The organism is Desulforegula conservatrix Mb1Pa (assembly GCF_000426225.1).
GTDB classification, from domain to species: Bacteria; Desulfobacterota; Desulfobacteria; order Desulfobacterales; family Desulforegulaceae; genus Desulforegula; species Desulforegula conservatrix.
Genome location: NZ_AUEY01000002.1, coordinates 79,436 through 106,070, shown reverse-complemented (window position 1 = coordinate 106,070; position 26,635 = coordinate 79,436). Strand labels below are relative to the sequence as shown.

Sequence of the window (26,635 nt, the reverse complement as noted above, 5' to 3'; positions counted from 1 at the left end):
TAATTTATTTTAATTACAATGACATAGGATAACTTTAAAATATCTGAACATAAAGATAATCCATTTTATCTCGATCTTCTTCCACCACCACCAAATGATCCACCAGAAGGCCTCTCCATTCTGCTGCGCTGACTAAGATCATTTCCTCTCTGTCTGGCCTGGGCCTGGGATTCGAGACTCTGGCGAGACTCAAATGAGTTTCTGTTTGCTGATGTATCTGAAACCTGCCTTGACTGTGTCTGTGCTGTATTAACTTGTGTAGCTGAAGACCTGGCACGGCTTTGGGTTGATGTGGCTGTTGAATTTGTTTTCACGCTCTTTGACTGTTGTCTTTCCACAGACTCCCATCCGTCTCCACTATTGCTGCTCCAGTTGCCTGAATTGTCTTTTTTATAAACTGTGCCGTCTTTGCCTGCATAAACATTGCCCTGTCTGCCCTTGGCCACAGCTCCTTCACTATATTTGGTATCCCACGCAACAGCTCCGGTACCCTTGTTTGTCTTAAAACCTGCGGCAGATCCGTTTGCATTGCTCCTGTAGCCTCCTCTTACAGCTGTGCCTGTTGCAGGATTATAAGCGGCTCCGCGACCAGCAGAGCCATAAGCAGTATTAACTCTGGTTGATGTTGCTCTGGCACCTGTATAAGGATTGTACGCCTGTCTTACTGATGCGCTGCCTGCAGGGCCATAGGCATAGGCTCCTCGAGAATATGTGCCGGTATATGGATTATATCTCGCAGCTGCTCCGGCTCCGCCGTAAGGACCATATGAGACATGAGCTGCACGGTAGTAACCACCATATGCATAGCTGTATCTGGCGCCGCATCCGTAAGAATAATATGCAGGATAAGGAGGATAATAATAGTGGTCATGATCATCTGCTATCATGGCACCAAGGATCATTCCGGCTCCGAACATCAGGACGCCTGTGGCGGCAACATATTCTCCGCTGTATCCTGAAGTCTGGGAGTATGTAACTGTATCAGGAGTACTGTCCTGTACTACAACATATGTTACATTATGCGTCGGATGCGTTGGAGGAATGCTGTAAATCTCCTTTGGAACATTTGTGCATAAGGCCCAAGGTCCATTTGCACTGCTGCTGCTTAACCAGACCCCATTTTCACAACAATAGTAGCTTCCATTTACTATAAAGACCGTATTGGGTGAATTTGTTGCATACTGTACTTTTGTATCAGGTATTGTCTGAAAATTAGGTTCGCCGCTGTATGTAACATCAACCTTTACTGGATCCGACTTTTTAACAACTGATTTTGAAGGTATTGAAGCAAGTAAGACAGCGTCTTTTGCATCGGTTGTTCCAGGAACAGATGATTTAACAAAAGCAGAAGGATCATCATCAGGAATCCTTGCAAAATCAGCTGGAAGATCCTTGCTAGCTGCTGACCAAGGCCCTTGCAGACTAGCAGCTCTGAACCATCTTCCAGCCATAAGAATATAATATTTGCCATCACCAGAGTTAAGAAAAACCGTACTTTCCGAATTTACAACACGAAGCAGCTTTGTACCCTTTATTGGGCTGAAGCTGGTTTCTCCATTTGTTAAAATAAGTTCTGCCGGTTCATTACTTACAAATACCAATGGAGAATTCTTATCAGGTTTTCCAGGAATATTCTTTTGAACATCTATCCAGTTATCATTGGCTGGCAGGGAAGACAATGCTGACGGCAATTTATCAACAGCATTCCATTTTTCGCTTGTAGGATCCCCGCTTTTAAGCCAGCTGCTGCCGTTAAGAAGATAATAATTTTGGTCTGTGGTGTCATAAAATACGTCCCAGTTGGTATTCACGGCAAACATCAGATCTGTCCGGTCCTTTTCAACAGGTTTTAACTCTGGTTTACCCATGAATAATACTAAGATTGCAGGTTTGCTGCTGTAAAAAATCTTAGGAGGATCAAGATTTACTTCAACCGGATGCTGCTGGGTCTGATTTATAGGATCAATATAAGCCATTACCCTGTCAAGTGATATTGTCATTGCGCTTTTTGGTGGAATCAGCTCATTTACTACCTTAATCAAAGCCTCTGCTTCGGCTTCAGATGTGTTCGGAAAACGGATTTCCCTTTTTTTGCTGATCAATGCAACAACTCTGGCTGCCTGGTCAGTAACAGTATCAGCCTCTATTTCTATTACACCGAATTTTTCATTTTTGGATTTACCGGTTTTTAAGGAAATGGCGCTTCTGAAGCCAATATCTTTGTAATCCTTCCAATAATCCACCTGGGGCTGGTATATTGTAAGTACTTTCCCGTTTTTTTCTATAATTCTTGGCCATCCCTGGTCAGCAGAAGGATCACCTGGTGCTGATTCGGAAGAAGCGGCAAAAGATAGCCCTGATACCATCAATGTAAGAATCATAATTATAAGAGTTTTATAAATCTTCATATCCTCTCCCTTTAACCTCAAAATTGTTTCGATTTTACCGGCGTTCAATACTCACAGATTGATATTCTTTCTCTGTTTAATAACTTGAATAATTATCAAAAACCAGTCTACTAATTATTTTCTTTAATTATTAAATATAAAATAAAAGATTATAATAGAATGTATATTTGTGGATAATCTATATAATATATTGTATTTAATGAATTTATTATCAGTTTATTATATTATTGAATTGTTCATATCTCGAACCTTTTGAACAATATTTTTTTTGATGTTCAAAAAACCAGTTATTATTGACATAATAATATTTCAGAATAACGGATTAACAATTATAAGTTCTCATTCCATAATAATACAAATTAATAGTATTATTAAAATATTGAGTCTTTTAATTATTTATTAAATAAAGGAATGGTCGGTTTTAACGGTAACAATGTATTAACAATCAATAAAAAACAGAGTATTATGGGCAGAAAAAAAGCACACAGATATGATGATGTATATAATTTTCCAAATGTTATCAAAATATTTCCAGGTGACGATTCTATCTCGGAAAACATGGAGAGACTTAAGCAGAAAATCTCAGATTTCGAGGATAACATCATTATTGAGCTTGGATGCGGAAAAGGTGAATATACACTTGGACTTGCGAGACGATATCCTGAAAGGTTTATAATAGGAATTGACATAAAAAGTGACAGAATATGGCGGGGAGCAACCAATGCCATCCAGGAAGGACTTTACAATGCTTTTTTCGCCAGGATCAGAATAGAAAGTATTCTTGATTTTTTTCATGAAAACACGGTAGATGAAATATGGATACCATTTCCTGATCCCCAAAGCGGTGAGAGTAAAGCCAATATAAAGAAAAGACTCACATCAGAAAAATTTCTTGAAATATATAGAAAAATTTTAAAGCCCGGAGGCTCTGTTCATCTTAAAACAGATGATGATAATCTTTATCATTTTTCCAAGGAAAGTGCATTGAACAGCGGAGCAAGCCTGATTTACCATACAGACGATCTTTACAATAATAATTTTTATAATATTTCAGATAGTTGTATTGAAATACAGACAACTTTCGAAAAAAAATATTTGAAAAAGGAGAAAAAAATTAAATATATAAATTTCACTTTTTCAGATTTATCAGGCAATAGTTAGAATATACTTTTTTTCAATAGAATCGGGTCTGATGGTCTCGCAAAAAGTCAAAAAAGGAAGGTGTCGTCATGCCGGACTTGATCCGGTATCTTTTTAATTTCAGCCATTTCTGGATTCAGGCCTGCTCTTTTTGCGATATTGTTAAGTCTGACACAGTATGGTGTGAAGCTTGTGCCTTTTTTTAATTTTTGCAAAACGATGAAACATATTTTTAATAATTTATAATCTTTTTGCCGGTTAATTTTTTATCAATAAAATAATAAAGGAGTTAATTTATGAAAATTTCCAAAAAAATTGTCTTATTATCTGTTTCTTTTTGCATGGCTTTTTCTATTTCAGCATGTATGAAAACCAAACAGGCAAGAGATGTAGAAGCAAAGACATTTCTCGTTGACAAATCAATACTGAAAGATGGTGGAGACGGGGAAGCTCTTAAGCGTTATGTTAATCCAAAGGCAAACTTCAAAAAATATTCAAAGGTCATTATTGATCCGGTAATAATTTTCAAACCTAAAAATGCTACAGCAGAAGAACTTGCAGATCTCAAGAACCTTTCATCAAACAGTTATTCATATCTTGTCAAGGAACTGAGCAAGGATTACAAGATAGTTAAAGACCCTGCTCCGGATGTATTAAAAATTCAGACAGCTATACTAGACGCAGATGCTTCAAATCCTGCCATGGATACTATGTCAACCATCCTTCCTTTTGGAGCAGCTTTTTCTGTCATTAAGACTTTTGCCACAGGAAAGCCAAGTGCAGTTGGTGAAATCACCGGTGAAATGAAAATTACAGATGCAGCTACAGGCGAAATTCTTGGGGCTGCGGTGGATCGCAGAGTTGGCGGAAAAGGTATGGGCGGACTTTTCGATTCATGGAATGACGCGAACGCAGGAATGGAATACTGGGCCAAGAAAGTACGTTATGCGCTTTGCACTGAAAAAGGCGCTACCAATTGTGAAAAGCCTGATAATTACTAATATGTTCTGATTTTATTAAATATTTCTTTATAAATAATAAAAGGCGGAACTTATTCAATCCGCCTTTTATTAACCTCATTCAAGATTAAAAATTCGGCCTCCTGGCGGATATGTTTATCTATGATCTTTTTGCACAGCAATTTACAATATACGTGCTCAATAAATTGTTAGAATATCTATTCCAATTCAATAAATGCGTTGACTCATATTAAGGGTCAGAGGCTATTTAAAATAGTTCTTCAAATTAAACTGAATTAATAAAGATTCTATTAAAAAATTTTCGCAATTTCAGTTATTATTTTAACATTCGGCTTTAATAGAAATTTTTTAGAGATGGCCTTTTGTTTAAATAACTCAAAATATTACACCTTCACAGCTAATCCTTACAGTGGGAATTATAAACCCGCTGAGATTTTCCAATCGTTAAAAAAGGAGTTTTAAGATGACAAATATATTTTCGATTCAGGACCAACTGACAGAATATATGACCGACGCCTATCAGAGGTCTGTCCTTTATTGGGACATTATGCGTCAGCGAGGGAATCTGAATCAGGAACAACAGGAAAAAATAGCACCAAACGTACTTCAATTCGAATATGAACTTATTGCAAATGGTAAGACACTGGCTGAACCGGTTAATTACGCTCTTGTCAGAATTGTTCCTCCTAAAGGCGTGACTGTTGATGAAAAGAAAAGACCTTTTGTTGTTGTTGATCCTCGTGCCGGCCACGGACCTGGTATAGGTGGTTTCAAGGCTGACAGCGAAATAGGAGTGGCATTTAAAGCAGGTCATCCATGTTATTTCATAGGTTTTCTTCCAAATCCTGAACCTGGCCAGACCATTGAAAAAATAATGAAAGCCGAGGCCATTTTTCTTGAAAAAGTTATTGAACGTCATCCAAAGGCTGATGGAAAGCCTGTAGTAATAGGTAACTGCCAGGCAGGCTGGGCAATCATGATGGTCGCAGCCACACGTCCTGAACTTTTCGGGCCAATAATTGTGGCTGGTTCGCCTATTTCATACTGGGCAGGTGTGCGCGGAGTCAATCCAATGCGTTATTCTGGCGGACTTCTTGGCGGAAGCTGGCTGACCGCTCTTACTGGTGATCTTGGCAATGGTATTTTTGACGGTGCAGCGCTGGTGCAGAACTTTGAAAATCAGAATCCTGCCAATACTTTATGGACAAAGCAGTATACACTTTACGAAAAAATTGACACTGAGCCTCCACGTTATCTTGAATTTGAGAAATGGTGGGGCGGCCATATTACTCTTAATGCAGAAGAAATGCAGTATATTGTGGATAATCTCTTTGTTGGTAACAAGCTTTCCACAGGCGAAATTATCACAGAAGAAGGCGTTAGCGTCGATTTGAGAAGAATAAGTTCACCAATTATCTGCTTCTGTTCCAAAGGAGACAATATAACTCCTCCCCAGCAGGCACTTGGGTGGATTACCGACCTTTATGGCAGTGTTGACGATATCAGGGCCGCAGGTCAGACCATTGTATATGCCGTACATGAAAATATAGGCCATCTCGGAATTTTCGTTTCAGGCGGCGTTGCCAAAAAAGAGCATCAGGAATTTGCAAGCAATATAGACTTTATAGACTGCCTTCCGCCTGGTCTGTATGAAGCAGTGATGATAATTAAAAACAAAGATACAGCCAATTCTGATCTTGTAAGCGATGATTATATCTCAAGTTTTGAAGCTCGGACACTTGACGACATCCGGGCAATGGGCTGCAATACAATTGAAGACGAACGCTGCTTTGCTGCTGCTGAAAAGATGTCCCAGATAAATCTCGGTCTTTATCGCACAATGCTGCAACCGCTGGTAAAGGCAATATCAAACGAACAGACTGCCGAAATGCTTCGCAAGACTAATCCTCTGCGTTTGAGTTATGATCTTGTATCTGATGCTAATCCTATTTTTAAAAATCTTGAAGCGACCGCAAAAGAGGTTCAAAAACAGCGTAAGCCTGTGGATAAGGATAATATTTTCTGGAAGACCCAGGAAGTTATTTCTGACGGTATTGTGGAAAGCCTGGATTTATTCAGAGTATGGTCAGAAAAAATGTCAGAACAGATGTTTTTCAGCATATATGATAATCCTATTACCCAGGCCTTGCTTGGTCTTAAGGCATCTGATGCACCTCCAAGAAACAGACCAGGACGTGATCCTTTTTATCAGGCACTCGTTAAAAGCAAAATTAAAGAGCTGCGGAACAAGATGGAGCAGGGCGGACCACGAGAAGCCATAATCCGTTCAATTATATATGTTCGCCTTCCGGAAAATGCGCCTGATGAACGTGCGTTCGAGATGCTGAACCGTATCAGAAAAACCTATGCTACTGACATGAGTCTGGCAGAATTAAAGAATCTTATTCGCGAGCAGTTTTTTATGGTTCTAATGGACGAGAAAAAGGCAATTGATGCCATCCCATTATTAATCAAGGGTAATGAAGACAAAGGAGAGCAGATGCTTGATATTGTCCAAAAAACTGTCACAGCCAAAGGCGCTTTAAGCAAAGCCCTGGAAAAACGTTTTTCAGAAGTGGCTAAATATTTCACTCCTGAAAAAGCAAAGAAATAGAACCAAGATAATACCCCCAATGTTGTTGAATTAAGAATTATAATTTAGGTCTGATTAGAGCGTACTTTGTTCGTAATCCGACATAAAGCCAAAAGTCGGATTACGGGATTTATAGATAAAGCATATATCCCTAATCCGACCTACGATTTAAAATCTGTCAATAATTATTCCAAAATATTCCGCCTTGAATGAGCGGATTTTCAATAAGTCATCGGCTGTATTGCTTATCCATAATTGGTAAATTAAGGGAAAAGGTTAAAAATATGGCATTATTCGATTTTTTATCAAAACTGAGGGACAAATTAGGCCAACAGGAAACAGAAGGAATTCGCCCCAAAGATGAATTATGGGAAGCGGTGGATCTTGTTGTCAAAATGAGTCATCCCAATGTTCACTATGTCCCTAATTATCGAAAAAAGCTTATGCCAGCAGTAGAACATACACTTAAATATGCTGACGAGCTGGTGGCACAAATGACGACCCTTGTTTCGATTCATGCTGATTCATGGAATAAAGATCCTTTTCTAAGAAAAATATTCTTAAATAACAGGATGTTTAATAAACTATTCACTGAAAACAAGGCTTTGACAGAATTTTTTCAGAAAACAGGAGCTTCAAGATGTTGTGCGCTTTTGGTTATGGATCGTAAGGATAAAAATATTTTCGGCGCAGAATTGGAAGGCGAAATAATTAACAGGGATGTTCTTAAGACAAGCATCAGTTTTTCCAATCATCAGATTGTTGTGCCCAGTATTTCAGAAGAAGAAACAAGAAAGGAATTATCAACTCGTGCACTGATATTACTTACAGCCCACGCTCTTGAAGAGATCATGTCTATTATTGCGTGGAAAAAAGAAATGGAGACTGAAAAAAAGACCCTTGAGGTCAAATTGCAGATACATAATGCATATATAAACAGCACGAAATCTCTTTTGCCTGATAAATCTGAAACAGATGACGCAAAAGAAGTATCTGAAATAATAGATCAGCTTGATCAGAAAATAGCCGAGGCTCGTGAAGAAATTGATGAACCAGAGGATTATCTGAACAGGGTTACAAATCTGCTTTATCACCCCGAGTTTTTTCTAAAATATGAAGCTGTACGACTGCTTGTTAATGACATGAACGTCATTGTTGAAAACGATCAGCTTGGAAAAGTTGATGAAATTAATTTCCTGGAACTAAGCACTGCATCAGGACTAAAGAAAGCAACAGTTCTTGTGGATTGCAACAGATTCTGATTTTTAAAACCAGACATATTTGACAAAGTCGCAAAAAGTCCGATTCAATCATTACTGCTTCTTATTTTGATAAGCTTATCAGTAATGAATGAAGTCGGATTTTTTATCTGCAGCTTTTATATTTTCTTTATTAATTATAAATTAAAAAGATAATTATAATAGCCTGTTTATTTGTATAAATAATTTATAACCACTTGAATTAAATAAAATTATATACAAAAATTTTAATTTTTTGCTTGTTTATAAGTTTATGGTTTTGAACATGAAAATTTTTTATGTTCAAAACATTGCTTTTAATTGACATTTTCGTTCCTGATTTTAGTTAAATGCTTAATACGTCTATAACCATGCTAAAAAGCATTGTATATAATCTTCAAAATATGCTCAGAACCACCAAAATTAAATAATTTATGAACAATTACTCTGTACATGATAAATATTATAGAAAAATACATAAGGAGGACTGATGAGTGACCGCAAAGTTGCAAGTTCTGTAGCGGCAGATATCAAGGCCGGGATGAAACGCGGAAAAATTGTAACAGCAGATGAGGCTGTTCGTCTGATCCGAAGCGGAGATACCATAGCCCTCGATGGTCTTATGGGTGGAGGTTCGCCAGAAGAGCTTATAGAGGCCATGGAGATAAGGTATAATGAAACCGCTGAGCCCAAAAACCTGACTCTATTATACGCCTCTGGTATAGGCGACAGCAAAGACAAGGGCCTTAATCGTCTGGACAAAGAAGGTTTGCTAAAAAGAGTTATTGCCGGGCATTGGGGTATGACGCCAAGGCTTCAGAAACTCGCAGTGGCTGATAAAATAGAGGCTTACAACCTGCCCCAGGGCGTTCTCTCTCATATGTTCCGTGACATTGCGGCAGGTAATCCCCGCACCATTACGAGTGTAGGCATCGGAACCTTTGTTGATCCTCGTCTGGAAGGTGGCAAGGTAAATTCAATTACCACCGAGGATATAGTCGAGGTTGTAAATTTCGATGGCAAGGAATATCTGGCTTACAAAACCATGCCTGTGCAGGTCGCATTCCTGAGGGGCACGACAGCTGATCTTGACGGCAATATAACCATGGAAAAAGAGGCCATGACTCTGGAAGTGCTTCCTGTTGCCATGGCAGCCAGAAATTCCGGAGGTCTCGTGATTGTTCAGGTAGAACGCATTGCAGACAGGGGCGCACTTAATCCACGCGATGTGAAGATTCCAGGAATTATAGTTGATTGCGTGGTGGTGTCAAAGCCTGAGAATCACTGGCAGACATCAGGAACGTATTATAATCCTGCCTTCAGCTGCGAGTTCAAGGTTCCTGCTGCCAGCGTGGCACCGCTTGAAATGGATGAGCGCAAAATTATAGCTCGGCGTGCTGCTTTTGAGCTAAGACCTAACATGGTTGTCAATCTTGGAATTGGAATGCCTGAAGGACTTGCTAGCGTGGCCAATGAAGAGGGGATTTTTGAATTTCTTACCCTTACGACAGAAACCGGCTCTATAGGGGGCATTCCCTCTGGCGGTAAAAATTTCGGTACTTCGACCAACATGGACTGCATGCTTGATATGCATATGCAGTTTGATTTTTACGATGGCGGAGGGCTTGATCTTGCCTGCCTTGGGCTTGCCCAGATGGACAGGCACGGAAACGTCAACGTGAGCCGTTTCGGCCCTAAACTGGCTGGTTGCGGAGGTTTTATAGATATCAGCCAGAATTCGAAGAAAATGGTTTTTGCAGGTACTTTTACAGCAGGGAAAACCAAGGTATCTGTTGGTGACGGAAAACTGAATATTATCAATGAAGGCGGCCTGAAAAAATTCGTTTGCGATGTCGAGCAGATTACATTCAGCGGTGAAACTGCCAGAAATAATAATCTTGAGGTTATCTATATCACGGAACGCTGCGTATTCAGACTTACCCAGGAAGGCGTAGAACTTACAGAAATAGCGCCCGGAGTGGACCTGGAAAAAGACATTCTGGCATATATGGATTTCAAGCCCATAATAAAGAATCCGAAGTTGATGGATGAGAGAATATTCATGCATCAGCCAATGGGTCTTAAAACAGATCTTATAAGCAAACCAATATCCGAGCGCATGTTATATAACTCCGCAGATAATACTTTTTACGTTGATTTCGAGGGTTTCCAGGTATGCTCAGTAAAAGACATAGAGGATATAAGCGCCCAGGTAGAATCTATTCTGGCCCCACTTGGCCGCAAGGTGAACGCCATTGTAAATTATGACAATTTTTTCATCATAAAGGATCTGGCGGATGCCTATGTCGATATGGTCAAATCAGTAGTTTCCAGATACTATGAGAAAGTTACTCGCTACACTACCAGCGCTTTCATCAGAATGAAAGTGGGAGAGGGTCTTAAGGAGCGGGGAATAGCCCCGCACATCTACGAATCCAGGGAAGATGCTCGTAAAAAGCTCGAAGTTTAATGATGGGATAGATTATAACCAGCTATGCCCTGCCTGATCAGGCAGGGCTTTTTTTATTCCGGTTCATCATCTTTTTGACCCATGGCTGATCCAAGACCCACAACAATAAGTTCAAACGCAAATACAATCTGAATCATTGTAATCACTTTTGCCAGGGTCGTTTTAGGATGAATATCTCCATATCCAACTGTGGCCATGGTGACTGTGCTGAAATAAAGAAAATCAATTACGATTTTAAAATCAGGAATAAAGCAGAGTCTGTCTATTCTGCTGTCCTCTTCACTCCATCCGCCAGCCGGAGCAGGAGTATCGATGCCAGTATATGCCGCGCTGTTCGAAAACAGGGCCACATAATAATGTATTACTGAAAAAGCAAATGCTGTTGCAGCTATTAGCTGAACCATTTTCAAAACATTTGATGTTCTGTTTATTACCGTTGCTGATTTTATAAAGGATCTCAATGCGAGATAAATATAGTGAAGCCATATTAAAGCAGAAACAAGACCAAAAGACATTCTGAAAGCCATTGAAAGCATTGTGCGTAGTACATCTGTCTGGAAAAAAGGACCTGATATTTTTAATATAAGAATCATGAAGAAAGCTAATAAAAATCCGAGCGCTATCATTAAAATGCCGTAACTGAAAAAAAGAGGAATAAGTAAGGACGGATGTTTTTTCAGGGACGCGATCATTTTAGAATCAACAGATGAAATAATATTTACGATTTTAGAGGTCATTTTAAGCCATCTCACTGAATATGTTTTCAAATTTTTGAATCACTGTTTTTAGCTCAGTTTTAATAATGAACAGCCCATAAGTGTTAGACATTTCAAGGGTTGGTGTGTTATTAAGCAAAGTCAAAATCCATGTAAAGCTAATTCTGATGGTCTTACAAAAAGTCAGAAAAGGTCTTTAACGTCATGCCGGACTTTATCCGGCACCCAGTTTTTCAGATACTTCTGGATTCCGGCCACAATTTTAACCTGGTCAGACTCCTACGGAATGCCTGAAATCTCGGATTTTTTGCTATTTTGTCAATTCTGAATTATAAGAACTAATCCATTCGCTTTATTAAGATTACTAAAATCAATGAAATACTGCATTTTGAAGTTTTAGAATATCTGTGTTTTCAGATAAAGAACTTGATGTCAGTAAAAACAAGGAGAGATTGATGGGATCTGTCGGTAAAAAAATATTATTTTTTATGCCTTTTATAATTGCTGTTTGTAGCGGCGTTTCATTGGCTGATACGGACAGCTACAACAAATGCATGCTTGAAGAGATGAAAAAAGCTGATGGTTCAGCTTCAATTGAGTCAATTCGTTCAAAATGCTCAGTATATCTTGATTCTCCTGCCAAAGTTCAGGAAGAAGCAAAAAAAGCTGAAGAAGACAAAACTTCTGTTATTGATAAAAGGCTTGAAAAAGAATCAACAACAATGGAATCGGCCTTTGTTCTTACTCCCTACAGACCTAATTATGTAATGCCTTATACTTATAATCCTTCCAAGAATGCGGCTCCTTTCGGTCTTGAAGACGATGATGTAAAGGATGAAGAAATAAAATTCCAGATAAGCGTCAAATATCTTCTTTTTGATAAAATATTCAAAGACAATGGCGACTTGTATGTGGGCTATACTAACCAGTCTTACTGGCAGGCTTATAACAGCGCGGCTTCAAACCCTTTCAGGGAAACAAATCATGAGCCTGAGACATGGCTCCAGTTTAAAACAGATTATGATATCGCTGGAATAAAGCTTGGTATTGTTTCAGTTGGTTTAAACCATCAGTCAAACGGAAGGGGAATGGCAAACTATAACGGATCAAATATGCCGGCCATATCAAGAAGCTGGAACAGGGTTTTCATGAATTTTGTTTTTGAAAAGGGAAACTGGGTAATGGCTTTAAAGCCATGGTACAGAGTTCCTGAAGAAGATGAGGACGACAATAATCCTTCCATAGAAAAATATGTTGGATATGGAGAGTTGAAAACCGGGTATAAATGGAAAGATCATGTATTTACCATGATGCTCAGAAACAATTTAAGGGAATCAGGAAATATGGGCGCTGTTGAGCTTGGATGGAGTTTTCCTCTTTACAAGAAGCTCAGAGGATATGTGCAGCACTATAACGGATATTGTGAAAGTCTTGTTGATTATGATGCATCTTCCAATCGTTTTGGAGTTGGTATAATGCTCTCTGATGCACTTTAATAATAGTTGATTTTTGAGTTTAAATTTTTAAAAAAATCGCCGCAAAAAAAAATAATTTAATTATGCTTGATAATATTAACAAAGCAAAAAAGGGGAAGTAATTATGAATTTGAAAAGAAGCTCTTTTTTTGGGTCAAAAGCAAATATACGGCTTTTGATATTCACACTTACGGTACTTATGTCTTTATCTTTAATTATGGGATGCGATAAAGACAAAAAAGCTGCTGCTCCTCCACCACCGCCAGAAGTCAAAGTATCGAAAGTTCTTCAGAAGACAACTCCTGTTTACAAGGAATTTGTCGGTCAGACCAGAGGTCAGACCGAAGTTGAGATACGCGCTAGGGTTGAGGGTTTTCTTGAGACAGTAAATTTTAAGGAAGGATCTTTTGTTAAAAAAGGTCAGCTTCTTTACACCATAGACAAAAAGCCCCTTGAGGCAAAACTTGATCAGGCAAAGGGAAATCTTGCCCAGGTAAATGCCGCGTTGTCAAAGGCCCAGCAGGATGTAGCGAGATTCAAGCCCCTTATGCAGCAGAACGCTATACCACGACAGGATTATGATACCGCCGTTTCCCAGCAGCTTGCGGCAGAAGCAAATGTACAGTCAGCAAAAGCTTCTGTTGACCAGGCCCAGATCAATCTTGGATATACATCAATTTATTCGCCTATGGATGGAATTATAGGGAAGACCGAAGTAAACCCTGGAAACCTTGTTGGTAGCGGTCAGAAAACACTTCTTACGACAGTTTCCACAATAGATCCTATCCATGTAAGAGTTTCAATCAGTGAGAATGATTATCTGCTTTTCAGCAGAAACAGAAAGCCTGAAAAAGACGCTCCTAAAAAATCTGATATTGAAATGATTCTGGCAGATGGCAGTGTTCATAAATATAAAGGCGGTATTGCTTTTGCAGAAAGCACAGTTGACGCCCAGACAGGAACCCTCATGATTGAACTTGCTTTCCCTAACCCTGAAAAGCTTGTCAGATCAGGACAATACGCAAAAGTTAGGGCAGTAGTCGCAACAAAGGAAAATGCCATACTCGTTCCGCAGCGTGCTGTTCAGGAACTTCAGGGAACTTTCACCGTGGCGGTTGTTGATAAAGACAATAAGGTTGAGCTAAGGCCTGTAACTGCTGGTGAAAGGGTTGGAAATCTCTGGATAATAGACAAGGGACTTAATCCTGAAGACAGAATAATAGTTGAAGGCCTTCAGAAAGTTAAGCAGGGCGTGACTGTTAAAGCACAGGAAGTTAATGTGGAAGAAGAGCCTGCTGCGGCTGCAAAGCCTGAAGAAACAGCCCCTCAAAACGCTAAAAAAGGGGAATAAAACATGAGTAAATTTTTCATAAACAGGCCGATCGTGGCTATGGTTATTGCCATACTCACCGTCATGATTGGCGTCATTACCCTGGAAAAACTTCCTATTGAGCAGTATCCTCAGCTTGCTCCGCCAGTTGTGCGTGTTGAGGCCAATTATCCCGGAGCAAATGCGGAATCAGTTGAAGAGTCGGTTGCAACGCCTATTGAACAGAAGATTAACGGCGTTGAAAACATGATCTATATGAAGTCATCCAATACAGGTGACGGCAGAATGCTTCTGGACGTATCCTATAGCGTTGGAACCAATCTTGATAACGCCAACATGCTGACCCAGAACAGAACCACCCAGGCAGAAGCGCGTCTGGCCCAGGAAGTTGTTCAGCAGGGTGTAACTGTTTCCAAGATGAATCCAAGTATTCTAATGCTTGTGTCCCTCTATTCTCCTGATAGTACAAGGGACGCGCTATTTCTTAACAACTATACCATGATCAATATAAGGGATGCTTTATTAAGAATCCAGGGTGTTTCAGACGCCACTCTTTTCGGAGGGTCAGAGTATGGTATGCGAATATGGATAAGGCCTGATACCCTAAAGAATTTCGGGCTTACGACCACCGATATAATGACGGCCGTAAAGGAGCAGAATGCCCAGGCTCCGGCTGGTCAGATAGGTGCGGCTCCTTCAAAGCCTGATCAGGAGTTTACATATACAGTAAACGCACCTGGCAGACTTACGACTGCTGAGGAGTTCGAGAACATTATCATAAAATCGACCGATTCAGGCGCCCAGATAAGACTGAAAGACGTGGCAAGGGTAGAACTTGGAGGTGAAAACTATAAGGCATTCAGCCGTCTTGACGGAAAAGCTGCTTCTGTTCTTGCCCTTTATCTTCTTCCAGGAGCCAATCAGCTCCAGACCGCAAATGGAGTTTATAAAGCCTTGGAGGACATGAAGAAATTTTTTCCTGCTGGCGTTGATTACAAGATTGTTTATGACACTACCCCGGCAATTACAGAATCTCTCAAAGAAATTGTAAAAACCCTTTATGAAGCGATCATACTCGTTATCATAGTTGTTTTTGTATTCCTTCAGAGCTGGAGAGCGACACTCATACCAATTCTTACTATTCCGGTTTCTCTGGTTGGTACATTCATCTTTTTTCCTCTGTTCGGATTTTCAATAAATACACTCACAATGTTCGGGCTGATTCTAGCCATCGGTATTGTTGTTGACGATGCCATTGTTGTTGTTGAGGCTGTAATGCATCATATCGAGCATGGAATGCAGCCAAAAGAGGCGACTCTCAAGGCCATGGAAGAAGTTTCAGGGCCTGTTATAGGTATCGCCCTTATCCTTACCGCAGTTTTTGTTCCTGTCGCATTTATTGGCGGTCTCACAGGAAGGCTTTATCAGCAGTTTGCTTTAACAATAGCAATATCGGTTCTTCTTTCCGCTTTCAGTGCTCTTACGCTGAGTCCTGCTCTTTCGGCGCTTCTTCTCAAGCCTCATACTGGTGCTTCAAAAGGACTTCTCGGAGCTTTCTTCAGAGGGTTCAACAATATTTTTGACAGATCCACAAAAGGCTATGTCAAGATAGCGGGCTATATGGCCAGAAAAACCATTATAAGCCTTGTGCTACTGGCTTGCGTTCTTGCTGGTTCGGCTTTTTTCGGAAAGGCGCTTCCAAAGGGCTTTGTTCCGAATGAGGATCAGGGGATATTTCTTGTGAATGCCCAACTTCCAAACGGAGCGTCCATTGAAAGAACCGACAAGGTAATGAGGCAGATCGAGGGTATACTCAGCAAGACTCCTGGTGTTGAAGCCGCCAATGGTATTGGCGGTTTTGGTGTAATGACCAACACCTTTAACCCTAATTATGCCACCTTTTTTGCCAAGATGAAGCCATGGGATGAAAGAACCACTAAAGAGGAAAGCCTTCGAGGTATACTTGGTCATCTTCAGAAAGAATTTTCCAAGATTTCCGAAGCTATAGTATTTCCTTTCATTCCTCCTACAATATCGGGTTTTGGAGCTTCCGGAGGTTTTAACTTTATTCTCCAGGACAGGAGCGGCTCGCTAAGCATCGATCAGCTTGGGGTTCATACCAGCAAATTTCTTGCCGAAGCCAGGAAAAGGCCGGAACTTGCGAATATGATTACTCCTTTTGACCCTAGTGTTCCGCAGATAAAACTGGATCTTGACAGGGAAAAGGCAAAGAAACTTGGCGTGCCGATCAACGATGTTTTCACAACACTCCAGGCAATTCTTGGAGGATCGTACATAAACGACTTCAACCGTTTTGGACGTCTTTACAGGGTTTATATGCAGTCTGAATCTGACTACAGACAGAAGCCGGACGATATTAAACAGTTTTATGTAAAAAGCAAAACAACCAACGAAATGATTCCATTGTCAACCCTTGTAAAGATAACTCCTGTATCAGGTACGGCCCTGACCACAAGATTCAACCTCCTGAGATCGGTTGAAATATTTGGCGCAGCGGCACCTGGGTACACATCAGGACAGGCAATGGCAGCGCTAGAAGAGGTTGCTACAGCTGTACTTCCTCCTGAAATGGGATTTACCTATTCAGGTATGTCTTATGAAGAAAAGACAGCACCTTCATCTGTTCCGACATTTATCATGGCTATTGTTTTTGTTTTTCTTCTGCTTGCTGCCATGTATGAAAGCTGGAGTTTGCCGTTCAGCGTACTTCTCGCCACTCCTACGGTTGTGCTCGGGTCATTGCTTGGAACCTGGCTGATGGGACTTGACAACAACGTATTTGTTCAGGTTGGCCTTGTAATGCTCATAGGTCTTGCCGCTAAAAACTCAATCCTCATTGTTGAGTTTGCAAAGATGAAGAGCGATGAAGGAAGTTCACCAATGGAAGCTGCAATGGAATCAGCCAGACTCAGATTCAGGCCGATTCTCATGACCGCATTCGCTTTCCTTTTTGGTGTAATTCCACTCATCCTCGCAAAGGGATCAGGAGCTGCATCACGAATAGTAATGGGCGTCGCGGTTTTCTCAGGAATGCTTGTGGCAACCATACTTGGTGTTTATCTGACTCCTTCGTTTTTTGTAATGATGGAAAAATTGTTCCCGAAAAAGAAAAAAGCAGAGGAAACCCCAGCTGTGACCCATGGAGGGCATTAATTATGAAACGTTTTATAAGATTCTGCCTGCCTCTGGCTGCAGTTATGACTTTGTCGGCCTGTGCTGTCGGGCCTGATTATAAAAGACCTGAAATAGAAGAACCTGAAAAGTGGAGTGTTTCAGCAAAAGAAAGCCAATCCCTTGCTGATCTGCCCTGGTGGGATGTTTTCAAGGATCAGAAGCTTGCGGATCTCATCAAGGTTGCCATTGATGAAAACAAGGATATACGAATAGCGAGTGAAAGAGTTGAGGAAGCAAGGGCTCAGTTTGGTTTCACAAAGGCGGATTTATTCCCGAAGGTTGACGCCAGAGCCTCTGCTGGTACGTCTGAACCTACGGACTATGGTTATGCACTTCCTGGGGAAGCTATGGGAGATAAATCTGACATTTATTCCCTTTCTGCAAATCTTTCATGGGAAATAGATATGTTCGGACGGCTCAGAAGGGCAACAGAAGCCCAGAAGGCTGTTTTTCTTTCCACAGAGGAAGCAAAGAAAGCGATAATGATATCGGTTGTAAGCAGTGTTGCCAGCGCTTATTTTGAACTGCGTGATATTGACAATCGTCTCGAAGTTGCAAAAAGAACCCTTGAATCAAGGCAGAGTTCATCCAAGCTGATAAAAACCAGATTCGAGGGCGGAGTTGCTGCTAAAATTGATTATTACCAGGCTGAAGCAGAGGTTTACAGAACCAAGTCCATAATATCAGATCTTGAGAAGCAGATGCGCATCAAGGAAAATGAGCTTTCTTTCCTTCTCGGCAAAAATCCGAGGCCAATCATGAGAGGAAAGATTCTTAAAGATCAGCAGGTCGTTCCTCAGATTCCTGCTGGTATTCCTTCTGCCCTTATTGAAAGAAGACCTGATATTCTTCAGTCTGAACAGGAACTTGTGGCGTCAAATGCAAAAATTGGCGAATCCAAGGCAATGCTCTTTCCAAGAATATCCCTCACAGGCGGTTACGGATATGTGAGCAGTGATCTTGGCGAGTTGACCGAAAGTCCGTCAAGCAACTGGAATATAGCCGGTAATCTTGTGCAGCCGATATTTGAGGCCGGAAAGAATCTCAGGAGAATAGAAGTTTCTGAAGCCCAGCAGCGTCAGGCTTTGTTAAAATATCAGAAGACTATTCAGCAGGCTTTCAGGGAAGTTGAAGATTCACTGGTATCATATCAGAAAACAGGTGAACGCCAGCAGGCGCAGACAGGAAATGTCACCAGCAACAGGGAAGTCCTTAAGCTTGCCGAAAGCCGCTATATAGGCGGTGTTTCATCTTATCTTGAAGTGCTTGATGCCCAGCGTTCACTCTTCAATTCAGAACTTGATGAAAGCCAGTCTGTAAGGGATCATCTTGTTTCACTGGTTACTCTTTACAAGTCTCTTGGTGGCGGATGGCAGACAAAGGCCGACGAAAAGAGGGCTGAAGAGACGAAAGCTGTAGAAAAAGCTCCGGCTGCTACTGAGGCACAGGTGAAGAAATAGTAGTTGTTTAAATAATAAGTTTTAAGACTAAGCGGGGAATTTTGAAAAAATTCCCCGCTTTTATTTTGCAAAATCTATATTCGCAAATGAGCGTTTTATTCCTTTTCGGTACTTCACTGAAGGATAACCCATGATAACAAACAGTCCTTCCCTGCTTTTTGATCTTATCCCGTTACGTTTCCTGAATTTTGCTGCTCTTCTTCCGTTTTGAATCATGGGATGAACAGCGCCAAGCATGCATGTTCCAAGTCCAAGAGACTCTGCCGCGATCATGGCGTAAGTGGCGGCAACTATCGGATCCGCAGGATCACAATATTGAGAACCGTAAAAATACATAGCAGCCGGTGCATCGTAGTTAACAACATTAACGCCCTGTTTCATTTTCTCTGTGTATATTTCTATACATGGCTTTACAAAGCCTCTGAAAAGTTCGTCGTTTTCTTTTCCCCAGAATGGTTTCATAATATTCAGAAACCAATCCGAAACAAGCCATTTCATGCCTTCAAGATATCGGCAGAAATCTTCGGCAAATGCTCTGATCTTTTCCTTTGAATCAAAGACAAGCACGTTTACATCGGATGGAGGAAGACCCATAGGAGCTGTTTTTGCTGCAGAAAGAACCTTTTCTATAATCTCTTTTTCAACTGGAATATCCCTGAACTCTCTTATGCTTCTTCTTTTTTGGAGCAGACCGAATAAAGAATCAAATCCTGCTGCGTTTTTTGCGTCACAGAGATCAAAGAGGTCATCCGTAGACATGCATCGGCCCGAAATTTTTATGGCTCCTTCTGGGCATATAGCCATGCAGTGTCCGCAGGCCATGCATCCGAAAACGGGATTATCTGAAACACAGGCTTTTTTATCTTTAAGTACAAGGCTGAAATCCTTGCATACTTCTATGCAAAGAGCGCATCCCTTACATAAAGTCGTATCTACTGTAATAATGGCATTTTCTGACGTTCTTGATGTTGGTATTGCCATTATTCAGATCCTTTATTTAGACTCTTAGAAATTCCATTTCAGAAAATTAAGAAAAATGATGAGGATGACAACAATAAGACAGACCGGATATGATATTTTTTTAAGTCTGTTTGTCAGTTTAGAAACCCTCTCGTCGTTTTTCATTCCAACGAAACAGGAGGCTATAGCCAGAATAACCGCCGCCGCAGCAAGGATTGAGTCCTTTACAGGATCATTGATAAATTTCATTCCTATGAGGCAACCACTTGCAGCCCATAGCAGAATGTCAGCCGGAGCAAGGCTCAGTAGCTCGCGCCATTCGTGTTTATTCATGATTATCCCCTGTATTTTGTTTAAAGAATCAGAAAAAGAAAAGGTATTATTAAAGAAGTAGCATTTAACTTGTTTTACGCCTTTTTTGGCTTGCTTCTGAGGATTATCTTACTGTAAATTGCTTATCAAATAATATACTTAATGCCGCCGCAATTATTGATATATTTTATATATTGAGACTCTATGCTTTGTCCAGACAGGAATGGAAATTTATAATGCTTAGTTTAAATCGCAACATAATGAAGTTTGGCTTTTTTCTTTATCCGCCTCGTTTTTTTGTCCAAGCCAATCCTCAGAAAGCGAATAAGATTGTTTTTGTAGGTTTCTTCATTGTTGCCCTGATACTAATGGATGTCAAGGTCCATGCCGGAGAGATTGAACCAAGAAGCTACGTCAATACTCCTGTTGGAATTAATTTTCTCATTGCCGGTTATGCTTATTCGGAAGGAGGTCTGTCAACAGATGCTTCGTCTCCTCTCAAGGACGCAGAAATCGAAATGCATACAGGAATCCTTGCTTATGCGAGGTCTCTGGATATTTTGGGCAAATCAGGAAAAATTGACATTATAGTGCCTTATTCGGATCTGTCAGGAACCGCTATGGTCAATGAGGAACCAAGAGAACGAAATGTTTCCGGGTTCAATGATCCGAGGTTTCGTTTTTCTGTCAATTTACTCGGCTCCCCTGCTCTGTCACTTAAAGATTTTGCCAATTATCAGCAGGATTTAATTATTGGAACCAGTCTTCAAGTGTCCGCGCCTCTTGGTGACTATGAATCTGAAAAGCTTGTCAATATAGGAAACAACCGTTGGTATTTCAAACCAGACATAGGAATATCCAAGGCATTTGGGCCTGTTACCCTTGAGCTTTCCACAGGAGTTCTCTTTTTTACCAGGAATGACAATTTTTTCGGTGGTAAAACACTTGATCAGGATCCGGTTTGCACAACCCAGCTTCATGCAACATATCTTTTTGGTAAAGGTATATGGGGTGCCTTAAGCGGAACCTATGATTTTGGCGGCCAGACTACTGTGGACAAGATTGACAAGAATGATTCGCTTGACAATTCGCGCCTCGGAGCCACTCTCGCCTTGCCTGTTAACAAGAACAACTCGATCAAGCTTTATGCAAGCACCGCAATTTACACACATTCCGGCAATGACTACAACCTTGGCGGAGTTGTCTGGCAGTATCGCTGGGGAAGCGGTTTGTAAGCTTTTGCGAGCAATCGGGTTTACTGCTGACTGCCAGGCTCTTCACCCATGACAATAAGGGCAAATGATTGCTTGTCCTTATAATCTATGCATGTGAAACCATTATGATACTCTTCTTCAAGGGCCTCATCCATAAGACTGTGTGATGTAACAGACACATTAAGATTAAAAGTACCACCCTCCTTTGGAACTCCTGAAATTATGAGTTCACGGTCAGTTTCTGAGATATAGAGTCCGTCAGGCAGATATCCGTCATAGGAAAATTCGTAATCATAGAGATCGTCATTGGGATTGTGATCTATTCCAGCCGTAATTTCAGCCCTGTAATATACCCCAACATCAGCAACCGGAAGCCTGTCAGTATATATTGTCATCTCGTATGCATTTATGGCGCATCTTGTGACGCTGTCGCATCCTATTAAAAATAGTATTGGGAGTATGGCCATAAAAGTCAGGAGGCGGATTTTCATGGTTTTTGTTTCCTTTGTTTAAAAGAAATGACTTTTAGCAAAGTGTAATACGGCAAGGGTATTGAAAACAAGAAAAACATGCTTGGTGATATGGCGGGATTTTCATCCCGCCATACTTATGCTTGATATACTACATAAATAAATCTCTAAAAAAGCGATCTGAGAAATTTACAATTTTAGATTTATGATCGAATGTTTTTGAAATATTGGTCTGCCTACATCAATCATAAATCCAAATTCCTGACGTCGGATTACGGACAAACGTTAAATATCAGTCCAATTTTTTCAGCAGCTGGTTTGCAGCCGTCAGAAGAGGGTCCCATACAGGCCCGAATGGCGGAGCATAGGCAAAATCGCATCTTTGAAGATCCTTGACAGTCATTTTTGCGTAAAGAGCTGTTGCAAGGGAATTTATTCTGTGGGCTACGCCCTCTCTTCCTATCATGACACCGCCTAGGAGCTTTCCTGTTTTTTTGTCAGCCACCAGATTTGTCCATATTCTCGTGGCACCAGGATATGAATGGGCCCTTGACCTTGTTTTTATCATTACCTCAACAGGATCAAAGCCTTCTGCCCTTGCCTCTTCAATGGAAAAGCCGGTTCTGGCAACAACAAGCTCGAATATCTTGAAAACAGAAGTTCCTGCAATTTCCGGCATATCAGCGTCTTTCCCGCAAACATGATCGGCAACTGTCCATCCGCCTCGGTTGGCTGTCAGAGCAAGGGCAATCCATGTGGGCTTTCCTGTAAGAACATGAAATGCCGTGGCGCAGTCACCAGCAGCGTAAATGTCAGGATCTGATGTCTGCATGAATCTGTTTACGAGAATTGCTCCTCCAGGGCCGAGCTCGAGTCCTGCATCCTTTGCCATGGAACTGTTTGGTCTCACTCCTATGGCAATGACAATCATATCGCCTTCAAAGGTCTCTTTAGGACAGATGGCCAGCAGTTTTCCGTCAGGCGACATTTCAATTTTTTCTGTATTGCATCCTGAATTAGTGAAAACGCCCTTGAAATCGATTTCCTGCTTTACGACTGCGGCCATTTCAGGAGGCATCCAAGGCAGAAAAACACCGCTCCTTTTGATCATCTTTACTTCTATGTCAAGTTCCCTGAGGGCTTCCGCCATCTCAAGTCCAATATATCCGATACCGAGTATCACAGCCTTTTTGATATTTTTTTCAAGAATATGATTTTTGAGCCTTCTGCCATCTTCAAGTGTTTTGAGAGCCATTACACCAGGAAGGTCAAAGCCAGGAAGATCAGGTTTAACAGGGCTGCTTCCTGTAGCGATGAGAAGCTTGTCAAAAGGAATCGTGAAATCAGCTCCGCCTTTTGTCACTCCTGAAACTGTTTTAGCTTCACGGTCTATGGACGTGACACGTCTGCCTGTCAGCAGATTGATTCCAAGAGTCTTGAAATCATCAGCCTGTCTTACTGTAAGATCATCCATATCCCTGTCAGGATCTGCAATATTGTAAGGCATTCCGCAGGCGCTGTATGAAACGTCTTCACCTTGCTCAAGAACAGTCACGTCAATGGACGGATTACTTCTTTTTGTACGGCTTGCAGCGCTCATTCCTGCCGCGTCTCCGCCTATTATTACAAATTTCATTGTTTCCTCCTTTGCCTATATTTAGAAGCCGGAGCCTATAAGAGAATCGATAATTCTAAACTTCTGGATAATCCCTATTTGTCACCTGTCAGACGCCTTGAGCCTTCAATAAGAGGGTGCCATCCGAATGTGAGGGAAACCATGAAGACATCCATGCGAAGATCATCAGGAGCGTCATCATTGATGGTCGATTTATAACCGAAGGTTAGGTTCATGTTTTCGTTGACGCTATAACCAAGCGTAAGTCCCATACCAAAATTATCGAGTTTTTCACCTGAAATTCCATTAATGCTTGCTTCACCGCCATTATACCAGGTGGCATCTATGGCTCCCCATAATCGCTCTGTCAGATCGCGCGTTATATGAGCGTCCAACTGGAAGAGTGGATCAGTCTCCATCTTTTGTCCGACATAGTCATCGTTGTCTCCGAAAAGCCATACCGCAGGCAGCAGTTCCAGAGTCGTGCGTCTACCCGGAACCCAGGATCCGAGCTGCCAGATGACAGGCATTCCCAGGCGTCCATACCAGCGGTTCTGTCCCAGGTTTAACGGCTGGCTGTTGTCATATTCGCCGATCGGTGCTGCAAGGTCGGCGAGCAGGTCGACAGAGAATCCAGGTTCATAGCGCAGGGCATCGGGGATGTTCATTTGCGCAGGTGGCCCTATCATGTTTATGTTTATTTCGAGCATAGGATCACCGAACCCGTTGGTTGATTGGTTCGTTGTCTTTCCGGCCACAGTCACATCACCAGATATTCGACCCATTGGCATTATGACTGCTGCCATGGCAGCGTGATCGAAAAGAGGAAAGGTAAATGCGAACCCTGGCAAAGCCAAGGTTGCATCGAAGTTAGCTCCAGGAGTCACAGTATGCGCAAAGTCGAACGGATTAGTATTTCCGCTCACAGACTCGACTATGAGCGGCACAGCACTTGCTCCTGACAGTGTCTTCCAATAGAAGCGCGCCGGAGCCTGGGCCTGAACATATATGGGGGAAAGTACGCCTATGGCAAGCAGCGTTATGGCGGTTAAACGTAACCATGCAATCGGCTTAATCGGGCTTTCGTTATTTTCCATGAGATGGACCTCCTTATTAATTATCTGAGTAATTGTCGAATTGGCAATACTCTAAGGTTTTGGATCAGCAACCATATCCTTTGGCGGTATAAACTGTTTTTTGTAAATAAGCGGCGGGAAGCCAGCGTCGTCCGGAACACGCTGAGGAAGTTTATCTTCCAGGGTCTCAAAAACGGAGCGATTCGGCAGAATAACATTATTCGTCCGTACATAGTTTTCCCAGAGCGAGAGCATCGACTTCACCTTGTCAGGATGATCTGCTGCGAGATCCTTTCTCTCTGCCGGATCAGCCACAAGATTGAAAAGTTCCCATTCGCCCTTGCCAAAAGGCTTGTATTGCCAGCGCAGCTTCCAGTTTCCCTGGCGAACCGCACGGTTGCCGAATATTTCCCATGCGAGGTAGTCCTGCTCCACGCGAGGTGATTCGGTCTTGCCTGCAAGCATCTGCGCCCATGATTTCCCGTTGAGCAATGGTAACTCACGTCCCTCATAAGTCTTAGGATAGCTGGTTCCAGCGATTTCGAGCAGCGTAGGCATGATGTCGCCTACCTGCATAATGCCATGATTGATACTTCCTTTGGCCCGTTTGACTGCCGGTCCGCTTACTATGAGAGCATTCCTGATTCCGCCTTCCGCGAGCCACCCCTTGTACTGACTGAATGGAGTCATGGATACTTGCGCCCACATTGGGCCGTAACTGACATATGAACCCGGATCACCCCATGCATTGGGATGAGTCTGTGACCAGTTTATGGCAGAGAAGAGAAAATCCCGGGTGCCCGGCGTACCAGCTATCTGTGCGAAAAGGTCGTTCCCCTCTGCTCCGTTATCGCCAAAAACGATGAAGATCGTATTCTCGTACTCGCCTGTTTTTTTAAGATAATCGATGAGCCGACCTATGTGGTAATCAAGGTTTTCCATCATGCCTGCATAGAGTTCCATCTTTTTGCCGAGTATTGCCCTGCTGGCCGGAGCGAGCACAATGGGATCGGGAAGAAACCACATTCTCTCGGCAAGCTGTGTATCCTTCGGCATGATGCCGAGTCCTATCTGTCTCTTCAGTCGAGCCTGACGAATCGCATCCCAGCCAATGTCGTACTCGCCGACATGGCGAGAGCGCCATTCCTTCGGCAGATGATATGGATCGTGCGGTGCCTGGTGGGAGACATAGGCAAAAAAAGGTTTTCCATCAGCACGGTTATTATCGATGAATCCAATCAGCTTGTCAGTATATGTCTTTGTGGCATAGTAATCATCGGGAAGTTTATTCAGATAATGTCCGTCCTCTGTGAATACTGACTGTGGCGATGCACCCGTGAAATTTGTCATGTCCCAGTAACTTCCAGCGCCGTCAAGCAGCGAGAAGTCTCTCTCAAATCCACGCGCAGCCGGTATCTGTGCAGGTGATTTGCCGAGATGCCATTTGCCGACCATATAAGTATGGTATCCCGAGTCTTTAAGCAGCTGAGGCAGCGTTGTCACCCGATTATTCAGATAACCTTCGTATCCATCCACACCACGCTGGTTGGGAGCAGTCCACTCATCCATGTTGCCCAGTCCATTCTGATGTGTATCGACGCCGCTCAGCAGCAAAGACCTGGTGGGGGAACAACTTGCCTGGGTGTAGAAATTCGTAAAGCGTACGCCATCCTTTGCCAGCGAGTCAAGGTTGGGTGTCTTGATTTCGCTGCCAAACATGCCCATGTCAGAGAACCCCATGTCATCGCCAAGAATCAGAACAATGTTGGGCCTGCGGGGTGTATCTGCTGCAAAGGCTGTAGATGATGCGGTCAGAAGCATGGCAATAAAAAGAATGCCCAGCATTCCTGGAAATCTAAACACCGTCTTCATGCTCCGCTGACACATTCGAGACAGGTAATCATCTCCATTAACCTTTTGTTCCCATATGCAGGAACATGTCCAGATCCAATTATTTCCTGATCGGGCCAGATTCTGTTTCAT

The 26,635-nt window shown here is 41.9% G+C and carries 18 protein-coding genes; 10 read left to right on the top strand and 8 right to left on the bottom strand.

What is annotated here, in order from left to right:
- Window positions 1-65: 65 nt before the first annotated feature.
- Window positions 66-2,408 carry a hypothetical protein gene (locus tag K245_RS0101485; protein WP_027357886.1) on the bottom strand — a complete coding sequence of 781 codons (2,343 nt, stop codon included), beginning with the start codon at window positions 2,406-2,408 and terminating at the stop codon, window positions 66-68.
- Window positions 2,409-2,873: 465 nt separating this feature from the next.
- Between K245_RS0101485 and trmB the strand changes: the two genes are divergently transcribed.
- The 5 genes from trmB to K245_RS0101455 all read left to right on the top strand — a co-directional run bounded on the left by trmB (window position 2,874) and on the right by K245_RS0101455 (window position 10,829).
- Window positions 2,874-3,569 (top strand): tRNA (guanosine(46)-N7)-methyltransferase TrmB, encoded by a 696-nt coding sequence (gene trmB, locus K245_RS0101480; RefSeq protein WP_027357885.1) that lies wholly within the window; start codon window positions 2,874-2,876, stop codon window positions 3,567-3,569.
- Between the two features lie 275 nt (window positions 3,570-3,844).
- The gene (locus tag K245_RS0101475) at window positions 3,845-4,549 is read left to right on the top strand and encodes a DUF3313 domain-containing protein (protein WP_027357884.1); all 705 of its coding nucleotides are present in this window, start codon (window positions 3,845-3,847) and stop codon (window positions 4,547-4,549) included.
- A 442-nt stretch (window positions 4,550-4,991) separates the two neighbouring features.
- Window positions 4,992-7,142, top strand: coding sequence for a DUF3141 domain-containing protein (locus K245_RS22570; protein WP_051283757.1), 2,151 nt, complete (start codon window positions 4,992-4,994; stop codon window positions 7,140-7,142).
- Between the two features lie 263 nt (window positions 7,143-7,405).
- Entirely contained in the window at window positions 7,406-8,383 is a 978-nt protein-coding gene (locus K245_RS0101465; protein WP_027357883.1) for a hypothetical protein, read from the top strand.
- Window positions 8,384-8,849: 466 nt separating this feature from the next.
- Entirely contained in the window at window positions 8,850-10,829 is a 1,980-nt protein-coding gene (locus tag K245_RS0101455) for an acyl CoA:acetate/3-ketoacid CoA transferase (protein WP_027357882.1), read from the top strand.
- 53 nt (window positions 10,830-10,882) lie between these two features.
- Here the strand turns inward: K245_RS0101455 and K245_RS0101450 are convergent, their stop codons facing one another.
- Window positions 10,883-11,566: a potassium channel family protein gene (locus K245_RS0101450; protein ID WP_027357881.1), complete on the bottom strand. Its 684-nt coding sequence runs from the start codon at window positions 11,564-11,566 to the stop codon at window positions 10,883-10,885.
- A 434-nt stretch (window positions 11,567-12,000) separates the two neighbouring features.
- Here K245_RS0101450 and K245_RS0101445 point away from each other — a divergent pair, with 434 nt between their 5' ends.
- The 4 genes from K245_RS0101445 to K245_RS22565 all read left to right on the top strand — a co-directional run bounded on the left by K245_RS0101445 (window position 12,001) and on the right by K245_RS22565 (window position 19,005).
- A complete protein-coding gene (locus tag K245_RS0101445) occupies window positions 12,001-13,041 on the top strand; it encodes a phospholipase A (RefSeq protein ID WP_035276303.1) in 1,041 nt (346 codons plus the stop codon).
- Between the two features lie 103 nt (window positions 13,042-13,144).
- Window positions 13,145-14,371, top strand: coding sequence for an efflux RND transporter periplasmic adaptor subunit (locus K245_RS0101440; protein ID WP_051283755.1), 1,227 nt, complete (start codon window positions 13,145-13,147; stop codon window positions 14,369-14,371).
- 3 nt (window positions 14,372-14,374) lie between these two features.
- Window positions 14,375-17,524, top strand: a complete 3,150-nt coding sequence (locus tag K245_RS0101435; RefSeq protein WP_027357878.1) for an efflux RND transporter permease subunit — start codon at window positions 14,375-14,377, stop codon at window positions 17,522-17,524.
- A 2-nt stretch (window positions 17,525-17,526) separates the two neighbouring features.
- The gene (locus tag K245_RS22565; RefSeq protein ID WP_051283754.1) at window positions 17,527-19,005 is read left to right on the top strand and encodes an efflux transporter outer membrane subunit; all 1,479 of its coding nucleotides are present in this window, start codon (window positions 17,527-17,529) and stop codon (window positions 19,003-19,005) included.
- A 60-nt stretch (window positions 19,006-19,065) separates the two neighbouring features.
- Here K245_RS22565 and K245_RS0101425 read toward each other — a convergent pair whose 3' ends face one another.
- Both K245_RS0101425 and K245_RS0101420 read right to left on the bottom strand, forming a co-directional pair.
- Window positions 19,066-19,986, bottom strand: a complete 921-nt coding sequence (locus tag K245_RS0101425) for a nitroreductase family protein (RefSeq protein WP_027357877.1) — start codon at window positions 19,984-19,986, stop codon at window positions 19,066-19,068.
- 24 nt (window positions 19,987-20,010) lie between these two features.
- The gene (locus K245_RS0101420; RefSeq protein WP_027357876.1) at window positions 20,011-20,298 is read right to left on the bottom strand and encodes a hypothetical protein; all 288 of its coding nucleotides are present in this window, start codon (window positions 20,296-20,298) and stop codon (window positions 20,011-20,013) included.
- Between the two features lie 215 nt (window positions 20,299-20,513).
- Here K245_RS0101420 and K245_RS0101415 point away from each other — a divergent pair, with 215 nt between their 5' ends.
- Window positions 20,514-21,512 carry a transporter gene (locus K245_RS0101415; RefSeq protein WP_198013798.1) on the top strand — a complete coding sequence of 333 codons (999 nt, stop codon included), beginning with the start codon at window positions 20,514-20,516 and terminating at the stop codon, window positions 21,510-21,512.
- A gap of 20 nt (window positions 21,513-21,532) precedes the next feature.
- On the opposite strand, the gene K245_RS0101410 is transcribed toward K245_RS0101415, so the two are convergent.
- The 4 genes from K245_RS0101410 to K245_RS22560 all read right to left on the bottom strand — a co-directional run bounded on the left by K245_RS0101410 (window position 21,533) and on the right by K245_RS22560 (window position 26,635).
- Window positions 21,533-21,982: an Ig domain-containing protein gene (locus tag K245_RS0101410; protein ID WP_027357874.1), complete on the bottom strand. Its 450-nt coding sequence runs from the start codon at window positions 21,980-21,982 to the stop codon at window positions 21,533-21,535.
- A gap of 271 nt (window positions 21,983-22,253) precedes the next feature.
- On the bottom strand, window positions 22,254-23,597 hold the full coding sequence (locus K245_RS0101405) for an FAD-dependent oxidoreductase (protein WP_027357873.1): 1,344 nt from the start codon (window positions 23,595-23,597) through the stop codon (window positions 22,254-22,256).
- 74 nt (window positions 23,598-23,671) lie between these two features.
- Complete coding sequence (locus tag K245_RS0101400) at window positions 23,672-24,673, bottom strand: transporter (RefSeq protein ID WP_027357872.1); 1,002 nt, start codon at window positions 24,671-24,673, stop codon at window positions 23,672-23,674.
- Window positions 24,674-24,724: 51 nt separating this feature from the next.
- Window positions 24,725-26,635 carry an arylsulfatase gene (locus K245_RS22560; RefSeq protein WP_051283752.1) on the bottom strand — a complete coding sequence of 637 codons (1,911 nt, stop codon included), beginning with the start codon at window positions 26,633-26,635 and terminating at the stop codon, window positions 24,725-24,727.

Bases quoted from the DNA above. Each gene is read 5' to 3' on its own strand.
- K245_RS0101485 (WP_027357886.1), bottom strand. From the start codon at position 2,408: ATGAAGATTTATAAAACTCTTATAATTATGATTCTTACATTGATGGTA.
- trmB (WP_027357885.1), top strand. From the start codon at position 2,874: ATGGGCAGAAAAAAAGCACACAGATATGATGATGTATATAATTTTCCA.
- K245_RS0101475 (WP_027357884.1), top strand. From the start codon at position 3,845: ATGAAAATTTCCAAAAAAATTGTCTTATTATCTGTTTCTTTTTGCATG.
- K245_RS22570 (WP_051283757.1), top strand. From the start codon at position 4,992: ATGACAAATATATTTTCGATTCAGGACCAACTGACAGAATATATGACC.
- K245_RS0101465 (WP_027357883.1), top strand. From the start codon at position 7,406: ATGGCATTATTCGATTTTTTATCAAAACTGAGGGACAAATTAGGCCAA.
- K245_RS0101455 (WP_027357882.1), top strand. From the start codon at position 8,850: ATGAGTGACCGCAAAGTTGCAAGTTCTGTAGCGGCAGATATCAAGGCC.
- K245_RS0101450 (WP_027357881.1), bottom strand. From the start codon at position 11,566: ATGACCTCTAAAATCGTAAATATTATTTCATCTGTTGATTCTAAAATG.
- K245_RS0101445 (WP_035276303.1), top strand. From the start codon at position 12,001: ATGGGATCTGTCGGTAAAAAAATATTATTTTTTATGCCTTTTATAATT.
- K245_RS0101440 (WP_051283755.1), top strand. From the start codon at position 13,145: ATGAATTTGAAAAGAAGCTCTTTTTTTGGGTCAAAAGCAAATATACGG.
- K245_RS0101435 (WP_027357878.1), top strand. From the start codon at position 14,375: ATGAGTAAATTTTTCATAAACAGGCCGATCGTGGCTATGGTTATTGCC.
- K245_RS22565 (WP_051283754.1), top strand. From the start codon at position 17,527: ATGAAACGTTTTATAAGATTCTGCCTGCCTCTGGCTGCAGTTATGACT.
- K245_RS0101425 (WP_027357877.1), bottom strand. From the start codon at position 19,986: ATGGCAATACCAACATCAAGAACGTCAGAAAATGCCATTATTACAGTA.
- K245_RS0101420 (WP_027357876.1), bottom strand. From the start codon at position 20,298: ATGAATAAACACGAATGGCGCGAGCTACTGAGCCTTGCTCCGGCTGAC.
- K245_RS0101415 (WP_198013798.1), top strand. From the start codon at position 20,514: ATGCTTAGTTTAAATCGCAACATAATGAAGTTTGGCTTTTTTCTTTAT.
- K245_RS0101410 (WP_027357874.1), bottom strand. From the start codon at position 21,982: ATGAAAATCCGCCTCCTGACTTTTATGGCCATACTCCCAATACTATTT.
- K245_RS0101405 (WP_027357873.1), bottom strand. From the start codon at position 23,597: ATGAAATTTGTAATAATAGGCGGAGACGCGGCAGGAATGAGCGCTGCA.
- K245_RS0101400 (WP_027357872.1), bottom strand. From the start codon at position 24,673: ATGGAAAATAACGAAAGCCCGATTAAGCCGATTGCATGGTTACGTTTA.
- K245_RS22560 (WP_051283752.1), bottom strand. From the start codon at position 26,635: ATGAAACAGAATCTGGCCCGATCAGGAAATAATTGGATCTGGACATGT.